Origin of the sequence: Paenarthrobacter sp. NPDC018779 (genome assembly GCF_044391085.1) — a bacterium.
Taxonomy (GTDB): domain Bacteria; phylum Actinomycetota; class Actinomycetes; order Actinomycetales; family Micrococcaceae; genus Arthrobacter.
This window is the reverse complement of sequence record NZ_JBIRZS010000001.1, coordinates 357,932-382,669: the sequence shown is the minus strand read 5'-3', so window position 1 is coordinate 382,669 and position 24,738 is coordinate 357,932. Positions and strand designations below refer to the sequence as shown.

The 24,738-nt window shown below is 63.4% G+C and carries 20 protein-coding genes; 7 read left to right on the top strand and 13 right to left on the bottom strand.

Annotated elements, in window-relative coordinates; translation table 11 throughout:
* Positions 1–158 precede the first annotated feature (158 nt).
* From ACH488_RS01775 to ACH488_RS01765, 3 genes are read right to left on the bottom strand one after another with little or no spacing between them, the layout of a single operon-like run.
* Positions 159–1,079, bottom strand: coding sequence for a MaoC family dehydratase (locus ACH488_RS01775; RefSeq protein ID WP_397321825.1), 921 nt, complete (start codon positions 1,077–1,079; stop codon positions 159–161).
* A complete protein-coding gene (locus ACH488_RS01770; protein WP_397321824.1) occupies positions 1,076–2,416 on the bottom strand; it encodes a 3-oxoacyl-ACP reductase in 1,341 nt (446 codons plus the stop codon). The genes ACH488_RS01775 and ACH488_RS01770 overlap by 4 nt, the downstream gene beginning before the upstream one ends.
* 8 nt (positions 2,417–2,424) lie before the next feature.
* Positions 2,425–3,765: an acetyl-CoA C-acetyltransferase gene (locus ACH488_RS01765; RefSeq protein WP_397321823.1), complete on the bottom strand. Its 1,341-nt coding sequence runs from the start codon at positions 3,763–3,765 to the stop codon at positions 2,425–2,427.
* 162 nt (positions 3,766–3,927) lie between these two features.
* Here ACH488_RS01765 and ACH488_RS01760 point away from each other — a divergent pair, with 162 nt between their 5' ends.
* Both ACH488_RS01760 and ACH488_RS01755 read left to right on the top strand, forming a co-directional pair.
* Positions 3,928–4,560 (top strand): TetR family transcriptional regulator, encoded by a 633-nt coding sequence (locus tag ACH488_RS01760; protein ID WP_397321956.1) that lies wholly within the window; start codon positions 3,928–3,930, stop codon positions 4,558–4,560.
* A gap of 47 nt (positions 4,561–4,607) precedes the next feature.
* Positions 4,608–6,710: an acyl-CoA dehydrogenase gene (locus ACH488_RS01755; RefSeq protein WP_397321822.1), complete on the top strand. Its 2,103-nt coding sequence runs from the start codon at positions 4,608–4,610 to the stop codon at positions 6,708–6,710.
* Positions 6,711–6,832: 122 nt separating this feature from the next.
* On the opposite strand, the gene glgA is transcribed toward ACH488_RS01755, so the two are convergent.
* Positions 6,833–8,029, bottom strand: coding sequence for a glycogen synthase (gene glgA, locus ACH488_RS01750; RefSeq protein ID WP_397321821.1), 1,197 nt, complete (start codon positions 8,027–8,029; stop codon positions 6,833–6,835).
* Positions 8,030–8,122: 93 nt separating this feature from the next.
* Here glgA and glgC point away from each other — a divergent pair, with 93 nt between their 5' ends.
* Together glgC and ACH488_RS01740 are read left to right on the top strand one after the other, a co-directional pair.
* The gene (gene glgC, locus ACH488_RS01745; RefSeq protein ID WP_397321820.1) at positions 8,123–9,535 is read left to right on the top strand and encodes a glucose-1-phosphate adenylyltransferase; all 1,413 of its coding nucleotides are present in this window, start codon (positions 8,123–8,125) and stop codon (positions 9,533–9,535) included.
* A gap of 62 nt (positions 9,536–9,597) precedes the next feature.
* Complete coding sequence (locus ACH488_RS01740; protein WP_397321819.1) at positions 9,598–11,049, top strand: SDR family NAD(P)-dependent oxidoreductase; 1,452 nt, start codon at positions 9,598–9,600, stop codon at positions 11,047–11,049.
* 14 nt (positions 11,050–11,063) lie between these two features.
* Here the strand turns inward: ACH488_RS01740 and ACH488_RS01735 are convergent, their stop codons facing one another.
* The 3 genes from ACH488_RS01735 to ACH488_RS01725 all read right to left on the bottom strand — a co-directional run bounded on the left by ACH488_RS01735 (position 11,064) and on the right by ACH488_RS01725 (position 14,459).
* Positions 11,064–11,915: a transglutaminase N-terminal domain-containing protein gene (locus tag ACH488_RS01735; RefSeq protein WP_397321818.1), complete on the bottom strand. Its 852-nt coding sequence runs from the start codon at positions 11,913–11,915 to the stop codon at positions 11,064–11,066.
* Entirely contained in the window at positions 11,912–12,838 is a 927-nt protein-coding gene (locus tag ACH488_RS01730; protein WP_397321817.1) for an alpha-E domain-containing protein, read from the bottom strand. Before ACH488_RS01730 ends, ACH488_RS01735 begins: the two co-directional genes overlap by 4 nt.
* A gap of 64 nt (positions 12,839–12,902) precedes the next feature.
* The gene (locus ACH488_RS01725; RefSeq protein WP_397321816.1) at positions 12,903–14,459 is read right to left on the bottom strand and encodes a circularly permuted type 2 ATP-grasp protein; all 1,557 of its coding nucleotides are present in this window, start codon (positions 14,457–14,459) and stop codon (positions 12,903–12,905) included.
* Between the two features lie 110 nt (positions 14,460–14,569).
* Between ACH488_RS01725 and pepN the strand changes: the two genes are divergently transcribed.
* Positions 14,570–17,173, top strand: coding sequence for an aminopeptidase N (pepN, locus tag ACH488_RS01720; protein ID WP_397321815.1), 2,604 nt, complete (start codon positions 14,570–14,572; stop codon positions 17,171–17,173).
* A gap of 29 nt (positions 17,174–17,202) precedes the next feature.
* Here the strand turns inward: pepN and ACH488_RS01715 are convergent, their stop codons facing one another.
* The 5 genes from ACH488_RS01715 to ACH488_RS01695 all read right to left on the bottom strand — a co-directional run bounded on the left by ACH488_RS01715 (position 17,203) and on the right by ACH488_RS01695 (position 21,201).
* Positions 17,203–18,297, bottom strand: coding sequence for a biotin/lipoate A/B protein ligase family protein (locus ACH488_RS01715; RefSeq protein ID WP_397321814.1), 1,095 nt, complete (start codon positions 18,295–18,297; stop codon positions 17,203–17,205).
* An 86-nt stretch (positions 18,298–18,383) separates the two neighbouring features.
* A complete protein-coding gene (locus ACH488_RS01710; RefSeq protein WP_009358283.1) occupies positions 18,384–18,641 on the bottom strand; it encodes a type B 50S ribosomal protein L31 in 258 nt (85 codons plus the stop codon).
* A gap of 151 nt (positions 18,642–18,792) precedes the next feature.
* On the bottom strand, positions 18,793–19,602 hold the full coding sequence (locus ACH488_RS01705) for a TrmH family RNA methyltransferase (protein WP_397321813.1): 810 nt from the start codon (positions 19,600–19,602) through the stop codon (positions 18,793–18,795).
* A 7-nt stretch (positions 19,603–19,609) separates the two neighbouring features.
* Positions 19,610–20,395, bottom strand: coding sequence for a sulfite exporter TauE/SafE family protein (locus tag ACH488_RS01700; protein ID WP_397321812.1), 786 nt, complete (start codon positions 20,393–20,395; stop codon positions 19,610–19,612).
* A 20-nt stretch (positions 20,396–20,415) separates the two neighbouring features.
* Complete coding sequence (locus tag ACH488_RS01695; protein WP_397321811.1) at positions 20,416–21,201, bottom strand: ABC transporter ATP-binding protein; 786 nt, start codon at positions 21,199–21,201, stop codon at positions 20,416–20,418.
* A 109-nt stretch (positions 21,202–21,310) separates the two neighbouring features.
* Here ACH488_RS01695 and serB point away from each other — a divergent pair, with 109 nt between their 5' ends.
* The gene (serB, locus tag ACH488_RS01690; RefSeq protein WP_397321810.1) at positions 21,311–22,204 is read left to right on the top strand and encodes a phosphoserine phosphatase SerB; all 894 of its coding nucleotides are present in this window, start codon (positions 21,311–21,313) and stop codon (positions 22,202–22,204) included.
* 535 nt (positions 22,205–22,739) lie between these two features.
* The gene (locus tag ACH488_RS01685; RefSeq protein WP_397321809.1) at positions 22,740–23,108 is read left to right on the top strand and encodes a hypothetical protein; all 369 of its coding nucleotides are present in this window, start codon (positions 22,740–22,742) and stop codon (positions 23,106–23,108) included.
* A gap of 62 nt (positions 23,109–23,170) precedes the next feature.
* Here the strand turns inward: ACH488_RS01685 and ACH488_RS01680 are convergent, their stop codons facing one another.
* Positions 23,171–24,673 carry an ATP-binding cassette domain-containing protein gene (locus ACH488_RS01680; RefSeq protein ID WP_397321808.1) on the bottom strand — a complete coding sequence of 501 codons (1,503 nt, stop codon included), beginning with the start codon at positions 24,671–24,673 and terminating at the stop codon, positions 23,171–23,173.
* Between the last annotated feature and the right edge of the window lie 65 nt (positions 24,674–24,738).

Genomic DNA, 24,738 nt, shown 5'->3' with positions numbered 1-24,738 from the left:
GCCTTGATTGTTTAATTCAACGGTCGCAAAACTACCCACTTGCGAGCTTGCTCACATTTATTGCCGCTTGCGTCATGTGCCGAAATCCGGCCCTGTCGTGCTAACGACGACGGCGGCAGTCACCATTGCTGACTGCCGCCGCCGTCGTGCCCCGGAGCCTAGCCCAGCGCCGCAACGCTGCCGATGAAATGCCGACGTCCGCTCCGTGGATTCCAGGCGACGTATTCCGATCGTTCCCATGCCCCGGACGCGGCCTGACTTGTGGAGATATCCAAGGCCACCCGCGCCGGCAGGAACACGGGGGCTTCGAAGGCTACGTCCCAGGTGAAAGCTTCGGCCTTGACAGAACCCACGTCGGCCAACGCCCTGGACGCCAGATACATGCCGTGGGCAATCGATCCGCGCAGCCCCAGGGCCTTGGCTGAGAGACCGCTCAAATGGATCGGGTTGAAGTCACCTGACACCGCGGCATAACTGCGTCCCGTGTCCACCCCGAGTTGCCAGAGGGCGGTGGGAAAGGGCGGCTTGAAGTCCGTCTGTGCCGCGCTGTTGGACGTCCCGGCCTTATCGATTCCGGGCAGGAACACGCCTTTGGCCAGATAAGTGGAAACCCCTCGCCACAGCAATACTTGCGATGCATGGTGACGGACCTCGGCCACCACGTCCACTTGCGTACCTGCGCGATGACCGGTGAGGTTTTCCGCCCACGCCCTGATATCCAGCGACTGGGTGAACTGTATGGGGCTGTACTGCTCCACGTGGTTCCTGAGATGGATCATCCCCAGCAGCGGCAACGGAAAGTCGTCACGGTTCATGACGCTCATGGTCACCGGGAAAGCCAAGGCGTGGACGAATCCGGCGGGAAGGATGTCACTCGCCGTTTCGCCGAGGAAGTGCTGATAGGACGTGAGGTTTTCAACGTCCGCCGTCACATCCCGGACCTCATGGCTCACTGCCGGCAACTTCCTGCGCGGCGGAGTCCCCAGGACGCGCCTCCGGGCCGCGTTGGCGGCGGCATTGACGTAGAGCTTGGACAGCGACGGCAACTCCCCAAGGATGACGGGCTGGGCCTGGATCATGCGCCCACCAGTTGCTGTCCGCAGACGCGAAGGACCTCCCCGGAAATGCCCCCGGCGGAGTCGCTTGCAAGGAAGGCAATGGCTTCGGCCACGTCCGTCGGCTGGCCACCTTGCTTGAGGGAGTTCAGCCGGCGGGCCGCCTCCCTGATGGCCAGGGGCATCCGGGCGGTCATCTCCGTCTCGATGAAGCCGGGAGCCACAGCGTTGATGGTCCCGCCAAAGGATGCCATCAATGGCGCGGTTGAACGCACCATGCCGATCACACCACCCTTGGAGGCGCCGTAGTTCGTCTGGCCCCGGTTGCCGGCGATACCGCTGGTTGAGGCAACCGAGACAATGCGCGGCGCATCCTTGAAATGCCCCGATGACAGGAGTGCCTCATTGATCCGCAGTTGCGCGGCGATGTTCACGGCAATCACCGACTGCCAGCGGCCCTGGTCCATGTTGGCAAGGAGGCGGTCCCGGGTGATACCGGCGTTGTGCACAACAATGTCCAGCCTGCCGTGGCGCTCCACGGCGTGCTCGATGATCCGCTGCCCCGCATCGCTGCGGCTGATATCCAGCTGCAACGCCGTCCCGTGCACCTGGTTGGCCACCTCGGCCAGGTGGTCTCCGGCCGCAGGGATGTCCACCAACACCACTTTCGCGCCATCCCGGTGCAGGGTGCGGGCGATCGCGGCACCGATCCCCCGCGCAGCTCCGGTGACCACGGCGACTTTGCCTGCGAGGGGCTTGTCCGCAACGCCAGGCAGCCTGCCGGCCGCGGACGTCACCGAAAGGAATTGTCCGTCCACGTAGGCCGAGCGACCGGACAGGAAGAACCGGACTGCACCGAGGGCGGAGGGGCTGGTGGTGGACAGGTCCTCCGCAAGCAGGACACCGTTGGCCGTCGCCCCCGATCGGAGCTCCTTCGCCAGGGAACGCAGCAAGCCGTCGATGCCTTGGCGTGCGGCGGCGGTGGCCGGGGACGAGGTTCCCCCGGCTGCCCGGGACACCGTGATGACCCGGCCATTGGGTGCGAGGTCCCGGAGGGAAGCACCTACGGTGAGGACAGGCTTTCCGAGGTCCTCAGGGTGCTGCACGGAATCGAGGACCAGGATGATGGCGCCCAACTTTTCCTTGGGCAAAGCATTCCGGCGGACGTCCAGCCCCCACCCCAGCAGGGTGGTAGCGAGATCGTCGGCGCCCACGCTGTCCCCGTTGACCAACACCGGACCGGAGATCAACGGGTCACCGGGATGGTACCGACGCAACAGGACGGGCTGGGGCAGGCCAAGCTTCCTGGCCACGTCCCGGCCCAGTCCGCGGCTGACGATTTGGGTGTATTTGTCCGTCATTGGGCCCCCTACGCAGCTTCCAGGATGGCTACGACGCCCTGTCCACCGGCGGCGCAAACGGAGATGAGGCCGCGGGCAGGACGTCCGTCCACCGTGCCCTTGCCATGGAGCATTTTGGCCAGCGAAGCAACAATCCTGCCCCCGGTGGCCGCAAAGGGATGGCCCGCCGCGAGGGAGGATCCGTTCACGTTGAGCTTGGCGCGGTCCACCTTGCCGAGGGCGCCGTCCAGGCCCAGCCGGGTACGGCCAAAGTCTTCGTCTTCCCACGCCGCCAGGGTGCTGAGCACGGTACCCGCGAAGGCCTCGTGGATTTCGAAGAAGTCGATGTCCTCCAAAGTGAGTCCTTGACGGGCCAGAAGCCGCGGAACGGCAAATACCGGCGCCATCAGCAGCCCGTCCTTGCCATGGACAAAGTCGACGGCGGCCGCCTCACCATCCACGACGGTGGCCAGCTTGGGCAGGCCGCGGCTTTCCGCCCACTCCGCACTGGCGAGCAGCACGGTGGAAGCGCCGTCCGTGAGCGGCGTCGAGTTGCCGGCGGTCATGGTGGCCTGGGAGCCAAGGTTCTTGCCGAACACCGGCTTGAGTGCAGCGAGCTTCTCCAGGGACGTGTCCGGACGCAGGTTCGAGTCGCGGTTGAGGCCACGGTAAGGGGTGATGAGGTCATCGAAGAAGCCGTGGTCGTAGGCGGAGGCGAGATTGTGGTGGCTGTTGAAGGCGAGTTCGTCCTGGGCTTCGCGGGTAATCTTCCACTGTGCCGTAGTGAGGGCCTGGTGTTCGCCCATGGAGAGTCCGGTACGCGGTTCGCCGGTGTTGGGTGCATCCGGGGCGAGGTCCTTGGGCCTGATCTTTCCAAGGATGCGCAACTTCTGGACCGGCGTCTTGGCGCGGTTAAGGTCCAGGAGGATTTCCCGCAACCCCTCGCTGACGGCGATGGGGGCATCCGACGCCGAGTCCACGCCGCCGGCAATGGCGGAATCGATCTGCCCCAGTTTGATCTTGTTGGCCAGGCCCAGGACCGTTTCAAGGCCGGTGGCGCAAGCCTGCTGCAGGTCGTACGCCGGAGTCTCCGGAGACAACGCCGAGCCCAGGACCGCCTCACGCGTGAGATTGAAATCCCGGGAATGCTTCAGCACGGCTCCTGCCGCCACTTCGCCGATGCGTTCATCCTGCAACCCAAAGCGCGCGATCAGCCCGTCCAGTGCTGCGGTGAGCATGTCCTGGTTGGACGACTTCACGTACGCACCGCCCGTACGCGCAAACGGGATCCGGTTTCCGCCCACGATCACCGCTGACCGTACCTGCCCGGGTTCTTGGGCTGCGCCCGATGTTGCACCTGCTGAAGCCATGTTTGTCTCCTTCGGAAAAGTTGCCGGTTACTGATACCCAGCGTACCTGATACGCTGGGTATCGTGAACAGTGGTCCCGCAGATTTCTCTCCTGCCCCCCGGGGCGTCGGCCGAACCGACGTCGAGTACTCCCCTGCCGCCGTCGATGGTCCCGAAGGTGCCGTGGACGGCCGCACGGCCCGCTGGCAATCCCACCGCGAGGAGAGGCGGCGGGCATTGATCAAGACAGCGAGGAAGGCCGTTCATGCGCTGGGCAGCGACGCGTCCATGGAGGACATCGCGGGCGCGGCCGGAACCTCCAAATCGGTTTACTACCGGTACTTCGGAGATAAGGCAGGACTGCAGCAGGCCATGGGCGAGGTGGTCCTCGGACAGATGCAACGCCGCATGAAGGACGCGGCCCAGTCGGCACAGACTCCGCGTGAGGGGCTCTATGCCATGGTCTCCGCCTACCTCCAGATGGCCGAATCAAGCCCGAATGTCTATGCCTTCATCACGAGGCTGACACCGGGCGAGGCTTCAGCGCAGGATGCCATTGCCGCGTCCGGCGCTTTGGGCAACTTTTTCGAGCAGATCACCGGCATGATCGCCACTCCCATGCGCCAATACCTGGGGCCGGATAACGAGGCCCTCATCGAGTACTGGCCTACGGCTGCGATCGGCCTCGTCCGGAACGCAGGCGAAATGTGGCTCGGAAGTGCCGCGACTTCCGCCAAGCCGGACCAGGCCACCATGGCCGCCAACATTACCGACTGGCTGTGCCTGGGCATCGCCCCACAGCTCAAGACCACCTGACACCAGCAAAGACGCAGCAGTTGTCCGGAACCAGAGAAAGAAGAAGCATGACCGACGTAGTGGATCGCGAATCATCAACCCGGCAGGCGACCGCGGGCAACCCTGCAACCGGCGTCGAAGCCGGGCCCGCCGTGGACGTGGCAGCATTGGGCGAGCAGCTCCTCGGCACATGGGCGGGCGTCCGGCGCCAGGCACGCGAACTCGCCGGCCGCCCTGAGGTGCAAAAGATCGAGGGCCTCACGCATACAGACCACCGCCACCGCGTCTTCGAGCAACTGAAGTACCTCGTGGACAACAACGCCGTCCACCGGGCCTTTCCCGTCCGCCTGGGCGGATCGGACGATCACGGCGGAAATATTGCCGGCTTCGAGGAACTGGTCACCGCGGACCCGTCGCTTCAGATCAAGGCCGGCGTACAGTGGGGGCTCTTCGGCTCCGCAGTGATGCACCTGGGCACCGAGGAACATCACGACAAATGGCTTCCAGGAATCATGAGCCTGGACACCCCCGGGTGCTTTGCCATGACGGAAACCGGTCACGGTTCCGATGTTGCAAGCATCGCCACCACAGCCACCTATGACGCCGCCAGCCAGGAATTCGTCATCAACACCCCGTTCCGGGCGGCTTGGAAGGATTACATCGGCAACGCTGCCAACGACGGCCTGGCTGCGGTGGTCTTCGCCCAGCTCGTCACACGCAACGTCAACCACGGTGTCCACGCGTTCTACGTTGAGTTGCGCGATCCGGACACCAAAGAGTTCCTTCCGGGCATCGGGGGCGAGGACGATGGCATCAAGGGTGGGCTTAACGGCATCGACAACGGACGCCTGCACTTCACCAACGTCAGGGTTCCGCGGACCAATCTGCTGAACCGGTATGGCGACGTCGCCGTCGACGGCACTTACAGCTCCACCATCGAAAGCCCCGGCCGCCGGTTCTTCACCATGCTGGGCACCTTGGTCCAGGGGCGGGTTTCCCTTGACGGCGCCGCAGTGGCGGCCAGCAAGGTGGCACTGAAGGCCGCCATCCACTACGCGGCAGAACGCCGCCAGTTCAACGCGTCATCGCCCACGGACGAGGAAGTGCTGCTGGATTACCAGCGCCATCAGCGCCGCCTGTTCACGCGGTTGGCCACTACCTACGCGGCAAGCTTTGCGCACGAACAGTTGCTCACCAAGTTCGACGACGTTTTCTCCGGCGCCCACGACACCGACGCCGACCGCCAGGATCTGGAAACCCTGGCCGCGGCTTTGAAGCCGCTCAGCACCTGGCACGCCCTGGACACCTTGCAGGAGTGCCGTGAAGCCTGTGGTGGTGCGGGCTTCCTCATCGAGAACCGATTCGCCTCGCTGCGGGCCGACCTCGATGTGTACGTGACCTTCGAAGGCGACAACACGGTCCTCCTGCAGTTGGTGGCCAAGCGGCTGCTGGCCGATTACGCCAAGGAATTCCGCAGTGCCGACTTCGGAGTGCTGGCCCGCTACGTGGTGGACCAGGCGGCTGATGTGGCGTTCCACCGGACCGGCCTGCGCCAAGTGGCGCAATTCGTGGCCGATTCCGGATCTGTCCAGAAAGCCGCGCTGGCACTGCGGGACGAGGCAGGCCAGCGCACCCTGCTGACGGACAGGGTCCAGTCAATGGTTGCGGAGATCGGGGCCGCGTTGAAGGGCGCCAACAAGCTTCCCCAGCACCAAGCGGCAGCGCTGTTCAACCAGCACCAGCATGAACTCATCGAAGCTGCCCAGGCCCACGCGGAACTGCTGCAGTGGGAGGCTTTCACCGAAGCCCTGGAATCAGTATCCGATGCCGGAACCAAGCAGGTTCTGACCTGGCTGCGCGATCTCTTTGGGCTCTCCCTGATTGAGAAGCACCTCTCCTGGTACCTCATGAACGGCCGGCTCTCCATGCAGCGTGGCCGCACGGTAGGCACCTACATCAACCGGCTGCTGGTGAAGATCCGCCCACATGCCCTGGACCTTGTGGATGCCTTCAGTTACGGTCCGGAGCACTTGCGGGCCTCGGTAGCCACGGGCGCCGAGGCCACGCGCCAGGATGAGGCCCGCACCTATTTCCGGCACCAGCGGGCCAGCGGCAGCGCCCCTGCGGACGAAAAGTCGCTTCTGGCCCTGAAAGCGGGCCGGCAGCAGTAGTTTTCGGGGCCTGGCAGTCCGGGCTGGCCACTTGGTGAACACTTGCGGAAGCTTGGAAACCACGACGGCGCCGTCCCCACCTGGGGGCGGCGCCGTCGTGGTTTCGGCTGCTTCAGCGACGCTTAGGCGAGCACCGAGCGGTAGACCTCAAGGGTGGTCTCCGTGATGGATTCCCACGAGAAATGTTCCTCGGCCCTGCGGCGTCCTGCCACACCCATGGCGCGTGCACGGTCCGGGTCGGTCACCACCTCGTTGAGGGCAGCGGCGAAGTCACGGACGAACTTCTCCGGGTCAAGCGGCGTACCCGTCCCGTCGGTGACCTGTTCCAACTCCACCAGCAGCCCGGTGTTCCCGTGGTCCACCACCTCCGGGATGCCTCCGGTGGCACTGGCCACCACCGCCGCCCCGCAGGCCATGGCTTCGAGGTTGACGATGCCGAGGGGCTCGTAGATGGACGGGCAGGCGAACACGGTGGCGTGGCTCAGGACCTGGATCAGCTCGCGCCGCGGCAGCATCCGTTCAATGAGGATGACGCCCTCACGCTGGCTCTGAAGTTCTTCGATGAGCTTGGCCGTTTCCGCGGCAAGTTCGGGGGTGTCAGCCGCGCCAAGGCAAAGGACCAGCTGCACGTTTTCAGGAAGGCTCGAGGCAGCGCGCAGCAGGTAGGGAACACCCTTCTGGCGCGTATTACGGCCCACGAACACCACGCTGGGTTTGGCGGGATCGATGCCGAGTGCACGGACTGCGTCTTCTTCCTCGTCACGTTCCCACAGGGACACGTCGATCCCGTTGTGGACCACGCGAACCTTGGCGGGATCTACATTGGGATAGCTGCGGAGGATATCCTGGCGCATCCCCTCCGATACTGCGATGATCGCGGCGGCGGCCTCGTAGGCGGTCTTTTCCACCCACGACGAGAGCGCGTATCCGCCACCAAGTTGCTCGGCTTTCCATGGCCGCAGCGGTTCAAGGCTGTGGGCACTGAGCACGTGGGGAATACCGTGCAGCAGCGACGCCAAGTGGCCTGCCATGTTCGCGTACCAGGTGTGCGAGTGGACGAGGTCCGCTCCCGCAACGTCCGGAACGATCCTCAGATCGACGCCGAGGGTCTGCACGGCAGCGTTGGCTCCGTCCAGGTCCCCGGGTGTCGCGTAGGAGTCAACCGTTGCGCCGTGGTAGTCGGCTTCGCGCGCCGCGCCGAAGGCCCGCACATGGAGGTCAACGTGCTTCGCCAGCACCCGGCTGAGCTCGGCAACGTGGACACCGGCACCGCCATAAATTTCCGGAGGGAATTCTTTAGTCACAATGTCTATTCGCACGCTAACCAACGTAGTCGTTCAGCCGTATGTGTTCTAGTGTGAAAGAGTCCGGAAAATCGGACTTTTGGGGGCTACGAAGACGTACGGGGAGCTGTGACCATGGCGTTGAAGAAAGTTTTGGCAATCGTGCTGGCCGGCGGAGAGGGCAACCGCCTGATGCCGCTGACAGCAGACCGTGCCAAGCCAGCTGTACCGTTTGCCGGCGGTTACCGGCTTATTGACTTTGCACTATCGAATCTGGTCAATTCGGGATATTTGCGAATTGTTGTGTTGACCCAATACAAATCGCACAGCCTGGACCGGCATATCTCCGAGACCTGGCGCATGTCCACGCAGCTGGGGCGCTACGTCGCTTCCGTTCCGGCGCAGCAGCGGGTGGGCAAAAGCTGGTTCCTGGGCAGCGCCAACGCCATTTACCAATCCTTGAACCTGATCCACGACGACGCCCCGGACATCGTGGTTGTTGTCGGCGCTGACCACGTCTATCGCATGGACTTCTCGCAAATGGTTGAGCAGCACATCGCCAGTGGCGCAAAGGCCACTGTTGCAGCCGTGCGCCAGCCCCTGAACATGGCCAACCAGTTCGGCGTGATCGAGGTGGACCAGAACGATCCCCAGAAGATCGCCGCCTTCGTCGAGAAGCCGGCCAGCACGCCTGGGCTCGCAGCCGACCCCAGCCAGTTCCTTGCTTCCATGGGCAACTACGTCTTCAACGCCGACGCCCTGGTGGAGGCACTGCACGTGGACGCCGAGCGGCTGGACACCAAGCACGACATGGGCGGCGACATCATCCCGTATTTCGTGGACAAGGGTGAGGCAGGGGTCTATGACTTCACGCTCAACGACATCCCGGGCGCTACGGAGCGCGACCGCACGTACTGGCGCGACGTCGGAACCATCGATTCCTTCTACGACGCACACATGGACCTGATCTCCCCCGTCCCGGTCTTCAACCTCTACAACTCCGAATGGCCGATCTACACGCGGCAGAGCATTTCACCGCCGGCCAAGTTCGTCCGCGGCGAAAACAGCACGGTGGGTACTGCACTGGATTCGATCGTTGCAAGCGGCGTGGTGATTTCCGGTGGCATTGTTGAGGGTTCGGTCCTGTCCAACGATGTCTTCGTCGAATCCGGCAGCCGGGTCGAGGATTCCGTACTCATGGACAAGGTCCGCGTTGGCGAGGGAGCCGTGATCAAACGGGCCATCCTGGACAAGAATGTGAAGGTGCCTGCCGGTGCTGCCATTGGCGTGGATGCGGCCCTGGACAAGGCCCGGGGGTACAAGGTCACCGAATCCGGCATCACCGTGCTGGCCAAGGGCCAAGTGGTCCCTGAACCCGGTGAAGAGGAACTGGCACTCTCCGCCGAGTACCGCCGCAGCCTTCCTGAAGCCCTCAAGGCAGCAACCCAGGACGACCCCGCCATGCGCGACTCCGCCGAGAAGGTAGCCGCCGGAATCCAGGCGCGGGTGGTGGACGCCGCTTCCCAAGGCGCCGCGCACTAACGAAGTCCGCACCACCAAACCCGAGGCAGGTCCCGGGGTCCCAAGGCTGTAAAATCAGGTCAATGAGTTCCACCGACCTGACGCCTGAGGAGATCCAGGCCTGCCTCAAGGTTTTAACCACCATCCATGCCTACGACGAAGAGCATCCGGACTACATTGCCGTCCGCCGGGCCACGGGCAAGATGTTCAAGGCAGTCAAGCGCCACCGGAGGGTGACCAAGCGGGACCTGATCGCCGAAGCTGACCGCGCGGTGATCGCCCTTACCGCGACTGCGGCCCCGGACCGGATCGACGACGAGACCCGGGGCAACAAGCTGGCCCCTTCGACAACAGGCGAGGTGGCCGGTCACCTCATCCGGTCGCGGCCCTGCTATATCTGCAAACAGCACTACACGCAGGTGGATGCCTTCTACCACCAGTTGTGCCCGGAGTGCGCAGCGTTCAGCCACAGCAAGCGGGATGCCCGCACGGACCTCACCGGGCGCCGGGCGCTGCTGACCGGCGGGCGGGCCAAGATCGGCATGTATATTGCCCTTCGACTGCTCCGGGACGGCGCCCACACCACCATCACAACGCGTTTCCCCAAGGATGCTGCCCGCCGCTTCGCAGCCATGGAGGACAGTGCAGACTGGCTGCACCGGCTCAAGATCGTGGGAATCGACCTCCGCGACCCGGCGCAGGTCATGGCCCTGACCGACTCGCTGAACGAAGCCGGCCCCCTGGACATCATCATCAACAACGCGGCACAGACGGTGCGTCGATCAGGCAACGCGTACAAGCCGTTGGTGGACGCGGAGGACGAGCCCTTGCCCGCCGCCCTCGAAACTGCCAACGGTGGGCCTGAGCTGGTCACGTTCGGCCATGCCCACGACAAGCACCCGCTGGCCCTGGCGAGCAGCGTGACCGAGCACCCGGTCCTCGCCGGCGACGCCATCACCTCGTTGGCGCTGTCCACGGGCTCCGCGTCCCTGGAACGGATCGAATCAGGAACCGCGATCGATGCCGGCGGCCTGGTCCCGGACCTCGCCACGATCAACAGCTGGACGCAGGTGGTGGATGAGGTGGATCCACTCGAGATGCTCGAGGTGCAGCTCTGCAACGTCACGGCACCGTTCCTGCTGGTCAGCCGCCTTCGCGGCGCCATGAAGCGCTCTACGGCACGGCGGAAGTACATCGTGAATGTGTCCGCCATGGAGGGGCAGTTCTCCCGCGCCTACAAGGGGCCGGGCCATCCGCACACCAACATGGCCAAGGCCGCCTTGAACATGATGACGCGGACCAGTGCCCAGGAAATGCTGGACGCCGACGGTATCCTGATGACCGCCGTCGATACCGGATGGATCACCGACGAGCGGCCGCACTACACCAAGATCCGGCTCATGGAGGAAGGCTTCCATGCTCCCTTGGACCTGGTGGACGGCGCCGCCCGGGTTTACGATCCGATCGTGATGGGCGAGCAGGGCGAGGACCAGTACGGCGTCTTCCTCAAGGACTACAAGCCCTCGCCCTGGTAAGGACTACGTAAGCACTACGCCAGGCGGGTAATCTCCACCGACACCGACAAACCGGAGCCGCCGCCGCCCGAAAGGATTCCCTTCAGCGGCGGCACATCCCGGTAGTCGCGCCCCTTGGCAACTGTCACGTGGTAGTCCCCCGCCGGCTTGTGGTTGGTGGGGTCCCAGCTGCGCCATTCGCCATCCCACCACTCCAGCCATGCGTGGGACTGGCCCGCCACGGTTTCGCCGATGTCCGCCGAGGACCTCGGGTGGATGTAGCCGGAGACGTACCGGGCCGGGATGCCGCAACTGCGCAGCGAGCCGATGGCCAGGTGTGCGAGGTCCTGGCAAACACCCTGACGCTGGGTCCAGGCCTGCTCGGCGTTGGTGGTGACTCCCGTGGTGCCCTTCATGTACGTCATCTCACCGGCCATCCAGGAGAAGACCGCAAGTGCCGCCTCATGCGGGTTCTTGCCCTCGACAACGCCGGGAACCAGGCTGAGGACTTCTTCCCCCGGACCGCTAAGCCGTGACTGCGGCAACCAGTCGCTGAATTCGTCCTGGATCTTCGCGGAACGGATAACGTCCCAGCCAACAATATCGTCGTCGTTCGCCACCCGTTCAGTGCGGTGGACCTCCACAGTGGCAGTCGCCAGGACCTCAAGGTTCTCGTGCGGCATCTGCATGTCGAAGGCGGTAACGCGGGTACCCCAATAGTCGCGGTAGGTACTCACCGAGGCCTGGCTGGGGCTCACCTTCAACGAGGACTCGAGGACCACTTGCTGGCCGTCCGTCAACGGCGTCATCCGGGCCTCGTTGTAGCTGAGGGTCACACGGCGGTTGTATTTGTAGGCAGTCTTGTGGACGATGCTCAACCGGGTCATGAAACTTCTCCCACCCAGGCGTGTTCATCAGCCTGATTGAAGTACTTACGGGAAATCGCATCCGAGGCCTGCGTCACGGCCTTCTGCACACGTTCCATGTGTTCGGGAAGCTCGGACATCAGGTCATCGGTCCGATGGAATTCAAGGAAGGTGCGGGCTTGGCCCACGATCCTGCGGGCGTCGTTGATGAAGCCGACGCGTTGGGCCGAGGGATCCAGTTTGGCCAAGGACTCGTCGGCATCGCGCAGCGCGTAGACGATGGACCGGGGGAAGAGCCGGTCCAGGAGCAGGAACTCTGCAGCGTGCTGGTCGCCGAAAGCAGCCCTGCGGGTCCGGATGAACGACTCGTACGCACCGGCGCACCGCAGCATGTTCACCCAGGACATGCCGGCCGACTGGACGTCGCGGGTGGAGAGCATGCGTGCGGTCATGTCCGCCCGTTCCAGGGAGCGGCCAAGCACCATGAACAGCCAGCTCTCGTCGTGGCTCACCGTCGTGTCGGCGAGGCCGCGGACCATGGCGGTCCGTTCCAGGACCCAGTTGCAGAACCGGTAGGTGCCCACCACGTCCTTGCGGTGCTGGTTAAGGCCGTAGTAGGTGGTGTTGAGGCTTTCCCACAGGGATTGGGAGACTGTCTCGCGGGCACGGCGGGCGTTTTCGCGCGCAGCCCCCAGGGAACCGGCAATCGAGGACGCACTTTGCTTGTCGTACGCCAGGGCGTTCAGCAGTTCGGGAAGGCCGAAGTCCTCGTTTTGGGGCTTGGCTCCCATGACCGCCAACAGGTCCCGGGCTACAGTGCGCTGTTCCTCGAGGGGCAAGTGGTTAAGGCGTTCCAAGTGGACGTCGAGGATGCGGGCGGTGCCATCGGCGCGCTCAACGTAGCGGCCAATCCAGAAGAGTGACTCGGCAATACGGCTCAGCATGCGGCTGTGCCTCCTTCGCGTGGTGCTTGTCGAAGTTCAAGGGATGGAAGGAGCGGAACGGCGCTCACTGTTGTTGTTCCGTCTGCCGGTCCCGCCAGTTGCTTTCCACGGGCCACACGGAAACCTGTTCGCGAACGGTCACCGTTTGCCGTGGAATGAATTCCGACGGCATCTGCGGCGAGTTGGCCAGTACCCAGGTGTCCTTGGAACCGCCGCCTTGGCTGGAGTTCACAATCAGCGACCCCTCCTTGAGCGCCACACGGGTGAGTCCGCCGGGCAGGACCCAGACGTCGTCGCCGTCGTTCACTGCGAACGGACGCAAGTCCACATGCCGGGGGCCGAACTTGTCTCCGGACAACGTAGGAACAGTTGACAACTGCAGGACGGGCTGGGCGATCCAGCCGCGGGGATCGGCGATCACGCGCTTGCGCAAGGCATCCAGTTCTTCCTTCGAAGCGTCGGGGCCAATGACCAGGCCCTTGCCACCGGAGCCGTCGACGGGCTTGACCACCAACTCTTCAAGCCGGTCCAAAACATGTTCCCTGGCTTCCTTTTCCTCAAGCCGGAAAGTGTCGACGTTGGCGATGACCGGCTCTTCGTGAAGGTAGTAGCGGATCAGGTCAGGGACGTAACTGTACACGAGCTTGTCGTCTGCGACGCCGTTGCCCACGGCATTGGCGATGGTCACGCCGCCGGCCCGCGCTGCATTGACCAGTCCGGGGCAGCCGAGCATGGAGTCGGAACGGAACTGCAGCGGGTCAAGGAAGTCGTCGTCGATCCGTTTGTAGATGACGTCCACGCGCTGCTCACCGGCGGTGGTCCGCATATAGACGCGGTTGCCGCGGCAGATGAGGTCGCGGCCTTCCACCAGTTCCACGCCCATGAGGCCCGCCAGGAGCGTGTGCTCGAAGTAGGCGCTGTTGAAGACGCCGGGGGTCAGGACAACGACTGTGGGATCGTCCACGCCCGCCGGAGCCGTCTTGCGAAGTGCTGAGAGAAGCCTGCGGGGGTACTCCTCCACGGGACGGATGTGCTGCTGGCCGAACGCCTCGGGAAGGCCCTTGGCCATCGCCTGGCGGTTTTCCAGGACGTAACTGACGCCCGACGGGACGCGCACGTTGTCCTCAAGGACGCGGAACGTGCCCGCCGCATCACGGACAACATCGATGCCCGAAACATGGACGCGGACACCGCCGGACGGTTCGAAGCCATGCACGGCGCGGTGGAAGTGCGCACTGGTGGTCACCAGCTGGCGCGGTATGACGCCGTCCGCCACCACCGCCATGCGCCCGTAGACGTCGTTGAGGAAGGCCTCGAGGGCCTTGACCCGCTGCGCGACCCCGCGCTCCAGCACATCCCATTCGTCAGCCGGGATGACCCTGGGAACAATGTCCAGCGGGAACGGCCGCTCCTCGCCCGCGTAGTCAAAGGTGACGCCACGGTCGAGGAAGCTGCGGGCCATGGAGTCGGCCCGGGCGGTGACATCCGCCAAGGAGAGCTCCTGCAGGGCGCCGGCAACCTGACCGTAGGATTTTCTGGTGACATGGCCGTTGGCAAACATTTCGTCATAGGCGCCGCTGCGCGCGGCGGCCTCTGAGTAATCCTGGAAGAGGTCAGACATGGGAAATAGACAATCACCTTTTTGGGTCCAGCGCATTTCGCGTTGATTGTGTCGCGGTTTCCCGGGCCTCCCGCGCCAGGCCGCCAGGTGCCGCATGATTAGATGGCTGTGTGTCGAATCACAATTTGTCGCGCGAAGAAGCCGCTACCCGCTCAGCCCTGATCACCACCCATTCCTACGACGTCACCCTCGATGTCCGCAACGCGGAAGATCCCGCAATGAACGGATACCCGAGCATCAGCACCATCGCCTTTTCCGCCGAGCCCGGCTCGGCCACTTTCCTTGATTTCATTGGCGGCACCGTGGACTCCGTCGTCCTCAACGGCCAAGAATTGGACGTCGCCGTGGCAGTAGACCAGGACCGGATCATCCTTGAAAGCCTGGGAGCAGAGAACGTGGTTACGGTCTCCGCGACGGCCCTCTACAGCCGTTCCGGCGAGGGCATGCACCGCTTCGTGGATCCGGCGGACGGCAAGTGCTACCTCTACACGCAGTACGAACCGGCGGACAGCAGGCGCGTCTTCGCCAACTTCGAACAGCCGGACCTGAAGGCCGAATTCACCTTCCACGTGATCGCGCCCACCGGATGGGAAGTTGCCTCAAACGGAGTTGAGGTGGCGCGGACGCCACTGCGCGACGATCCGTACGCGGCCCTATGGGACTTCGCCACAACGGCGCGGATGTCAACCTACATCACCACCGTTTTGGCTGGCCCTTACTTCAAGGCGACGGACCACTGGGGAGCAACGCTCGACGGCGGAACCCGCCTTGATGTTCCATTGGCCCTTTACTGCCGCGCGTCTTTGGCTGGGTCCTTCGATGCCGGTGAGCTCTTCAAACTCACCAAGAACGGCCTCGCGTTCTTCAATGAACTCTTCGATTACCCCTACCCGTGGGGGAAGTATGACCAAGCCTTCGTGCCCGAGTACAACCTTGGAGCCATGGAGAACCCCGGGCTGGTGACGTTCACCGAAAAGTACGTCTACGCGTCACGGGCAACGGACGCCCAATACCAGGCACGCGCCAATACCCTCATGCACGAGATGGCCCACATGTGGTTTGGCGACCTCGTGACCATGACCTGGTGGGACGATTTGTGGTTGAAGGAATCCTTCGCCGACTACATGGGCACCCTGGGCGTGGACCGGGCCACGGACTGGGACACCGCCTGGGTGAACTTCGCCAGCAAGCGCAAGGCCTGGGCCTATGTCCAGGACCAACTGCCCACCACGCACCCCATCGTTGCCGACATCCCCGACCTTGAGGCGGCCAAACAGAATTTCGACGGCATTACCTATGCCAAGGGCGCATCGGTGCTCAAGCAACTGGTTGCCTACGTTGGGTTCGACGCTTTCATTGCCGGTTCCAGGCAGTACTTCCGCGATCACGAATATGGCAACACCTCCCTCCAGGACCTCTTGCGCGCCCTCAGCGACGCGTCCGGACGGGACCTTGCCGTGTGGGCCCGTCAATGGCTTCAGACATCCGGTATCTCCACGGTCGGCGCCGAGATCGTCGAGGACAACGGGATCCTTGGGGCCGTTACGCTGACGCAGGATGCGGTGGACCCGCTGACCGGTGACCAGGAGTTGCGTCCCCACCGGATGCGGATCGGGCTGTACAACCCGGACCAAAACGGCGCGTTGGTCCGCGTGGAAAGCATTGAGGTGGATGTGTCCGGCCCGCGGACGCTGGTGGGCGGGCTGTCCGGAAAACCCCGCCCGGCACTGCTCCTGGTCAATGATGACGACCTCAGCTATGCCAAGGTCAGGCTGGACAGCGTTTCAGAACAGACCGTCCGTACGTCCCTGCACCGGATCCAGGACCCCATGGCACGGGCCTTGTGCTGGACCGCCCTGTGGGACGCTGCACGGGACGGCGTGACGCCGTCGGCACAGTACGTGTCGGCCGTGGAACAGTTCGCTCCTGCGGAGACCGGCATCGGCGTGCTCCTCAACGTGCTGGCCAACGCCTCCTTTGCCGCCGGGCGGTACGTTCCGGCTCCCCAGCGGGACAAGGTCAGGTCCGGGTTTCTTTCCGTGGCAGCACGCCAACTTCGCGCCGCGCTGCCGGGCTCGGACCAGCAACTGGCTTGGGCGCGCACCCTGGCGGATGTGTCACGGCATGCGGACCGGGAACTTCCGCTGGTGAAGGGCCTGCTGGAGGGCAACGTGGTGATCGATGGCCTCACGGTGGATGCGGAGCTTCGCTGGAGCCTCTGGCAGGCGCTGGCGGCGCATGGGCAGGCTTCCCAGGAGCAGCTGGATGCTGAGCTGGCCGGTGATCGAACGGCTTCGGGCCATGAGGGGCACGCGCTGGCCATGGCGGCCCGGCCGGACGCCGCTGTCAAGGCTTCCGCCTGGAAAGCCGCCGTCCTTGGCTCGGAACTGTCCAACGAGATCCTGTCCGCCACCATCAACGGCTTCATGGTGGCGCCTGCCGCGTTGCTCCACCCCTATGTCGAACCGTACTTTGAAGCACTTGAGACGGTGTGGTCGGAGCGTTCCATCGAGATTGCCGGCCGGATTGTCCGGGGACTGTTCCCCGCTTCCCAGGACCTCCCCGAGGGAACCGCTCCCGCCGCGCATCCCGTAGTGGTCCGAACCGACCAATGGTTGCGTGAGCACGCAGACGCACCCCGCGCCCTGCGTCGGATCATCATCGAGCAGCGGAGCCACTTGCTGCGCGCCCTGACGGCGCAGGCAGCAGGCTGACAGCCACCCTGTAGTAGAGGCAGCCGGGGTCAGGGAACGCGGTTGAGCCATTCGGCGGTGCCGAACTTGGTGTCCACCCGTTTCCTGGCCTCGGCCAACTCGTCATCCGTCAGGCGCGACACGACAGCGCCGTAGCGCTCAGTGAAGACCTCCTGCATGGCGTCGATAATCGCCGCCCGGGCAAGGCCTGTCTGCCTCCTCAAGGGGTCCACCCGCTTCTTCGCACTGCGGGTTCCCTTGTCGGAGAGCTTCTCCTTGCCGATCCGCAGGACCTCCACCATCTTGTCCGCATCGATGTCGTAGCTCATGGTCACGTGGTGCAGCATGCCGCCGTTCGCCAGCCGCTTCTGGGCCGCGCCACCAATCTTGCCTTGGTCCGTGGCGATGTCATTGAGTGGCACGTAGAAAGCACTGATGCCCAGCTTCTCCAGGGCGGCCATGACCCAGGAGTCAAGGAACGCGTAGGAGTCGGCGAAGCTGATCCCGTCAACCAGGGTCTGCGGCAGGTAGAGGGAGTAGGTAATGCAGTTGCCCGCCTCCATGAACATGGCCCCTCCCCCGCTGATGCGGCGGACCACTGTCACCCCGTGCCTCGCCACACCCTCCGGATCCACCTCGTTGCGGACGGACTGGAAGCTCCCGATCACCACGGAGGGTTCCGCCCAGTCCCAAAAACGCAGGGTGGGATTCCGGAGTCCGGCCCCCACCTCCTCGGTCAGGACTTCATCGAGGGCCACGTTGACGGGCGTCGGGAGGACTGACGGAGGGATGACGTCCCATTGGTGGTCCGCCCATCCCGTGGCCTTGGACAAGGCCCTTCGGACGGTGACCGCAACGGCCTCGGCCGAGAAGCCAAACAACACCGCACTTTCGGGAAGCCTTGCCTTGACGGCGGACGCGATCTCCCCCGCAGGGGACTCGGCGGGGAGCCCGGTGAGGGCCGTGTTGATGTCCAGGAGTGCTTCGTCGGGTTCAAGGAAGAAGTCTCCGCTCACAGAGACATTCGCGAACCGGCCTTCGACGACGTCCAGATCGACCACCACCAGCTTCCCGCCGGGAACTTTGTATTCCCCGTGAAGGTGCGTGCCGTCGTCGTGCGTTTCCTGTGCGGGGAGGGAAGTCATGGTTTCCATCTTGCCGGAAAACGCAAAGGCCCGCATCGCCGGAAACCGGTGATGCGGGCCTTCGAGAAGACTTGGGGTGAAGTGGGTTACTTCTTGCCGCCGAAGCCCTTGAAGCGAGCGTTGAAGCGCTCGACGCGGCCAGCGGAGTCCATGATGCGCTGCTTGCCCGTGTAGAACGGGTGGGACTCCGAGGAGATTTCGACGTCGATGACCGGGTAAGTGTTGCCGTCTTCCCACTCGATGGTCTTCGAAGAAGACACGGTGGACTTGGTCAGGAACTTGACGCCGGAAGCCAGGTCGTTGAAGACAACAGCTTCGTACTTCGGGTGGATATCAGACTTCATAATTGGACCTTTGTTCGCGCAGCTGGATTTTGCCAGCTGCCAGGTATGAATGGAGGTGGTCCGTAGATGCCATAACTCATTTCAACGTCCGGACCAACAAACAATCCTACCTGATGGTTGCCGCCTGCACGAACCAGGTGGCAAACCCGCCTCAGCCGTGTGGCCGGAGCTCCCAGAACGCCACGGCCGAAGCAGCGGCGACGTTGAGGGAGTCGACGCCGGCGCGCATGGGGATCTTCACCGCAAGGTCGACGGCGGCAAGCGTCCCGGCGCTCATGCCCGCGCCTTCGGTGCCGAGCACCAGCGCAAGCTTGGGGATCTCCCGGGCGGCCAGTTCGTCAAGGTCCAGGGCGTCATCCGTGAGTTCCATCGCCGCGACAGTGAAGCCTTGCTCCTGCAGCAGTGCCAGGTCCCCGGGCCAGCTTTCCAACCGTGCCCACGGGACCTGGAAAACGGTCCCCATGCTGACACGGACGCTGCGCCGGTACAGCGGGTCACCGCAGCGCGGCGAAACAAGGACTGCATCCACGCCGAGGGCCGCCGCGGAACGGAAGATGGCGCCGACGTTGGTGTGGTCAACGATGTCCTCAAGCACTGCCACGCGTTGGGCGTTGGCCAGCAGTTCCGGCAGTGGTACCGGGGCCGGCCGGTGCATGGCGGCCATGGCGCCGCGGTGCAGGTGGAAGCCGGTGATCTCTTCGAGCAGGGCGGCTTTGCCAATGAAGACCGGAACGTCGGGGTAGGCCTCAAAGACGTCCGTCAGATCCTCAAGCCACTTCTCCGCGAGGAAGAAGGACCGTGGTTGGTGCCCGGCGGCCAGTGCACGGCGAAGCACACGGGACGACTCTGCGATGTACATTCCCTCTTCCGGCTCACGCAGCTTGCGCAAGTGGACATCCGTCAGCGTGGTGTAGTCGGAAACACGGGGGTCACTGGCGGATTCGAGGTAATGGAAGGTCACAGCGGTCTTACTTAAGGAGATTGGCGATCATGAAACCGAGGGCCACGATGCCAAGGGTGAAAATGACGCTGCGGAGGACTTTCGGGGAGAGTTTGCGGCCCACCTTCGAGCCTACCAGGCCGCCAATGGTGGAGCTCACGGCAATGAGGAGGACCACCAACCAGTCGATCCGGTCGAAGGCGAAGATCAGGTAAGAGATGGCCGCCACCATGTTGACCGTGAGCGTCAGGATGTTCTTCATGGCATTGGCGTTTTGCATGGTGCCGGACATGAACACGCCAAGGATGCCCACCAGGAGGATTCCCTGGGCTGCCACGAAGTAGCCGCCGTAAACGCCGGCGAGGTAGATCAGGACCACCAGGAGGATGCCGTGGCTCTTGTCCTTGAGGGCGTGCTCCGGGTTCTGCTCGCGGTTTTTTATCCAACCCTGCAGCTTCGGCTGGAACAGCACCATCAGCAAGGCCGCCACCAGCAGCACCGGTGCGACATAGCCAAAGACTTTCTCCGGTAAATGAAGGAGGAGCCAGGCGCCGGTAATGCCACCGAGGAGGGAGGCCGGCATCAACTTCATCAGTTGCCTGCCCCGGCCCTTCAGTTCGCGCCGGTAGCCCCAGGCACCGGCTGCGGTGCCTGCGACGAGGCCCATGGCATTGCTCATGGAGGCAACCACGGGAACCACACCGAGTGCAATAAGTACCGGGAAGGTGACCAGGGTGCCGGATCCAACGACGGCGTTGATGGTGCCCGCCCAGAGGCCAGCAAAAAAGACCAGGATGCTGCTAAGAATTTCCATAGTGAATGTGCGTTTCCGGCCTAGCGGCGGGCAGTGGCCGTGTAGCGGCCGGCGTTTTCGGTGACGTCCAGCTCAAGGCCGAAGGTGCTGCTGAGGTGTTCATTGGTCAGGACGTCGTTGATGGGCCCCGCGGCCACAACTTCGCCTTCGCGCAACAACATGGCATGGGTGAAGCCCGGCGGCACTTCCTCAAGGTGGTGTGTCACGAGGACCATTGCCGGGGAGGCTTCGTCCTGGGCAAGTTCGCCCAGCTTGTGGACCAGTTCCTCGCGACCGCCAAGGTCCAGCCCGGCCGCGGGCTCATCGAGGAGCAGGAGTTCGGGGTCGGTCATGAGTGCCCGGGCGATCTGGACGCGCTTGCGCTCTCCCTCGGACAGCGTGGCGAAGGTCCTGTTAAGGAGCGGGCCCATCCCCCAGTCGTTCAAGAGACTAAAGGCGCGGCGTTCGTCGTCGCGCTCGTACCCTTCGCGCCAGCGGCCCGTGACACCGTAGGCCGCAGTGACAACGACGTTGAGGACGTTCTCGTGCTCGGGGATCTGGGTGGCAAGGGCAGCCGAAGAGAGGCCGATCCTGGGGCGGAGTTCGAAGACGTCCACGCGGCCCAGGGTTTCGTCGAGGATGCCGGCCTTGCCGCTGCTGGGATGAAGCCGTGCGGCAGCAATCTGCAAAAGCGTGGTCTTGCCCGCGCCGTTGGGTCCCAGGATGACCCAGCGTTCGCCCTCGTTGACCTGCCAGTCCACTTTGTCCAGCAGGGTCTTTTTGCCTCGGACAACGCTGACGGAAGCCAATTCCAGAACATCACTCATAGCAGTAGACACTAGGACAAAAATGAACATGACTGATAACCGGCACGGGAGCCCGTTACCAAGTGAAACCAATTCGGGTACATATAGCCGCCTCGCTAGGATTGAGGCCATGACTTCCAACTTGGCTGCGGTCAGCTATGGCATGACATTGTCCCCCGAATCCCTTGATGGCGTGCGCAAGGCACTCGCGGACGCCGGCGTCACAGTGTCAGCAGAATCACAGTCCGGTGACGGGCGCTACGCAGTGCATACCGCTGAACTCAACGTCGCAGCAGCCACGGCTGAAGACGTGGCCGCGTTGCGCCGCACCGTTGCCGCGGTGGATGCTCCAGGCGTGGATACGGCACTGGTGCCCGAAACCCTCCGGAAGGCGTCGCGGAAACTGCTCATCATGGACGTCGACTCCACGCTCATCCAGCAGGAAGTCATCGAACTGCTCGCTGCCTACGCCGGCAAGCGGGAGGAAGTCGCAGCCGTTACCGAAGCGGCGATGCGCGGCGAACTCGACTTTGCCCAAAGTCTCCACGCCCGTGTTGCAGTACTGGCAGGCTTGCCGGTCGACGTCGTAAATTCCGTGCGTGCGGAGGTGCGCCTCAGCCTGGGCGCGGCAGAGCTCGTGGCGGCGTTCAAGGCGGCTGGACATGTGGTTGCGGTTGTTTCCGGCGGCTTCAACCAGATTCTTGGTCCGCTTGCCGGGGATCTCGGCCTCGATTACTGGATTGCGAACGAGCTTGAAATCGTCGACGGCGCACTGACCGGCAAGGTGCTGGGCGCTGTCATTGATCGCGCCGCAAAGGAGAAGTACTTGCGGAAGTGGTCTGCAGCCGAAGGCATCGACATCGAACACACCATCGCCGTGGGCGACGGCGCCAACGATCTCGACATGCTGGGGGCTGCGGGGATCGGCATTGCCTTCAACGCAAAACCGGCTGTACGCGCCGTGGCGGACGCAGCCATCAATATGCCGTACCTCGACGCGGTAAGGCATATCGCCAACGTCTGAGCCGGACTTCCCCGCCCCCGTGGTGAAGGAAATCGATTCCGAGGATACGGCGATGGCTGTATCCGTTTCTCCGTGGATGAATCAGCGTCACGAATTGCGGTTCCCGACACTTAACCTTTGTGTCCGGCTGCCATGGTCCGGCGACTCGTTGACAGAGGTTCCTTCGATGAGGCGCTGCCTGGCGTCCCATCGTTAATCCAGGAGCATCATGAACCACACCTTCACGTCTGCAACGCACCATGTGGCCCACAGGACCACATGGACGCCGGGACGGTAAGTGGAAGGTTCACAGCGCACCTGGAAATGGTGGAGACGCCTCACTGAAGGTCCACCGGCCGACGGGTCGCCTGACTCGACAACAGGTTCTGCCTCCTTCCTGGACGAGGTACTCAAGGAAGAAGACCCTGGTACGGGCACGCCTCATGGGAAGGCGGTGGCTGGGCAGCCGGGTTTCCTGGAGGTCCCGTTCCGCGAATCCACCACCGGTTACTTCCCGCAACCCCTCTCCAAGGAAACAGAACAGGAAAATCGGAATATGAGTTCACTCGACGAAGCCGTAAAGCAACTACTGTCCATTGAAGGCGCCACCGGCGCCGCCGTGGTTGACTACACCAGCGGTATGGCCCTGGCCCAGGGCGGAAGCCCCGGCTTCGATCTCGGCGTCGCGGCGGCGGGCAATTCGAACGTGGTCAGCGCAAAACTGCGCACCATGTCCGATCTCAACCTGGAGAGCGATATCGAAGACGTTCTCATCACGCTGGATACCCAGTACCACTTGATCAACGTGCTGAACTCGGCCGGCTCCAAAGGCTTGTTTGTCTACCTGGTATTGGACCGCACCTACGCGAACCTTGCCTTGGCCCGCCACAAGCTCAAGAACCTGGCCAAGGGCATCACCATCTAGCGTCGCCGCATGAAGAAGGGGTGGTCCCGCCTGGGACCACCCCTTCTGCATCTCACAGCAAACTAACCCTTTTGGCGCCGGGGCTCCCGGGATGCTGCCTCGAATTTCTCGCCCAACATGTGGTGGACCAAAACATCCTCGTTGGTATTTGCGTTCGCCTCTATGGAAACCAATTCGCCGTCACGCATCACTCCGATCCTGTGGCACCAGCCAACCAGCTCTGACAAGTCAGAAGACAGCAGGATGATGGCCACCCCCGTTTGGCTGAGTTCGTGGAGCATCTTGTAGACGATTTCCTTGGCACCGATGTCGATGCCCCGGCTGGGGTGGCTGAGGATCAGGATGTCGCAATCGGTGGACATCCACTTGGCCAGCTGCACCTTCTGCCGGTCGCCGCCGGACAACGTCGCGATGGTTCCGTGGATGTTCGTGGTGTTGATCCGCATGCGCCTGACTAGTTCAATGACACCTCGGAGCTGCATCACCTCGTCCTGGAGGCTTGCCTCGTGTTCGTTTGCCGCTTGTTGAAGCCCGTCGGCGACGGTGGCACTTGCTTCGAAGTTGTCGTCCGTCTCTGACAGGAACCCGATCTTCAAACGCTTGGCATCCGGCTGTTCCCTGATTTCCACCTTGTCGCCGTGCATGAAGATCTCGCCCGAGGTGCTCGGGGTGGTCCCTACCAGGGCACCGATCAAGGGGTAGATCCCGGAGCGGTGCGTCCCCACAAGGCCAAAGATCTCGCCCTTGGCCACATTGAACGTGACGTCGCGGACCAGGTCACCCACACCCAGGTTCACCACACGCAGCGCCTCTTCACCGGTAGCCAGTTCCACGGGCCGGGCGTTGGGCTCCAGTTTTTGCTGCAACAGCAGGAAAGCGAGTTCGGCGATGTCTGTCTGGCTCGCGTCCACCACACGATGGACCCGCCCGTCACGCAGAATCGCTATGCGGTGGGCTATGGAACGCACTTCGTCGAGCCGGTGGGTAATGTAGATGATCGCCCTGCCCTGCTGGTTCAGCATTCGCAGGACTCTGTGCAGGACGGCAACGTCGTGGTCCGGCAACGAGGCCGCGACTTCGTCCATGATGACAAGCTGGGCTTCTTCGGCAACCATCCGAAGAACCTCCACCAGTGTTTGCTCGGCGCGGATCAGGGCTCCGACTTTCATGTCCGGATCAAGGTCAATCCCGGCGTCCAGAATCAATTTAGCCGCTTGCTCCCTTAATTCCGCGTGCGCTTTCCCCGCTTGGAACGTCCCGCGGAATATCGCTTCGGCAACCGTTAATTCAGGATCCACGCGAAAGTTTTGCGGGATGAGGCCTACGCCGCAGGCTTGGGCCTCATCCAGGGAGTCGGGTGCGAACTTTTCGCCGGCGAGGTTCATCCGGCCACCGTCATGTTTGTGGGATCCGGCCAGGACGCCCATGAGTGTGGTTTTGCCGGCGCCGTTGGTTCCGATCAATCCCAGGATTTCACCCCGGTGCAATGAGAAGCTCACGCCTTTGAGGATGCGCCGCTGGTCATAGGACGCGCGGATATCGTCGGCGTGCAATAGCAGGTCCAATAAAGCTCCTTGTTCGCAGAATTGCGGAGGGACTGGCAGGAAAAGCCCGTTGATGCGCACCGCTC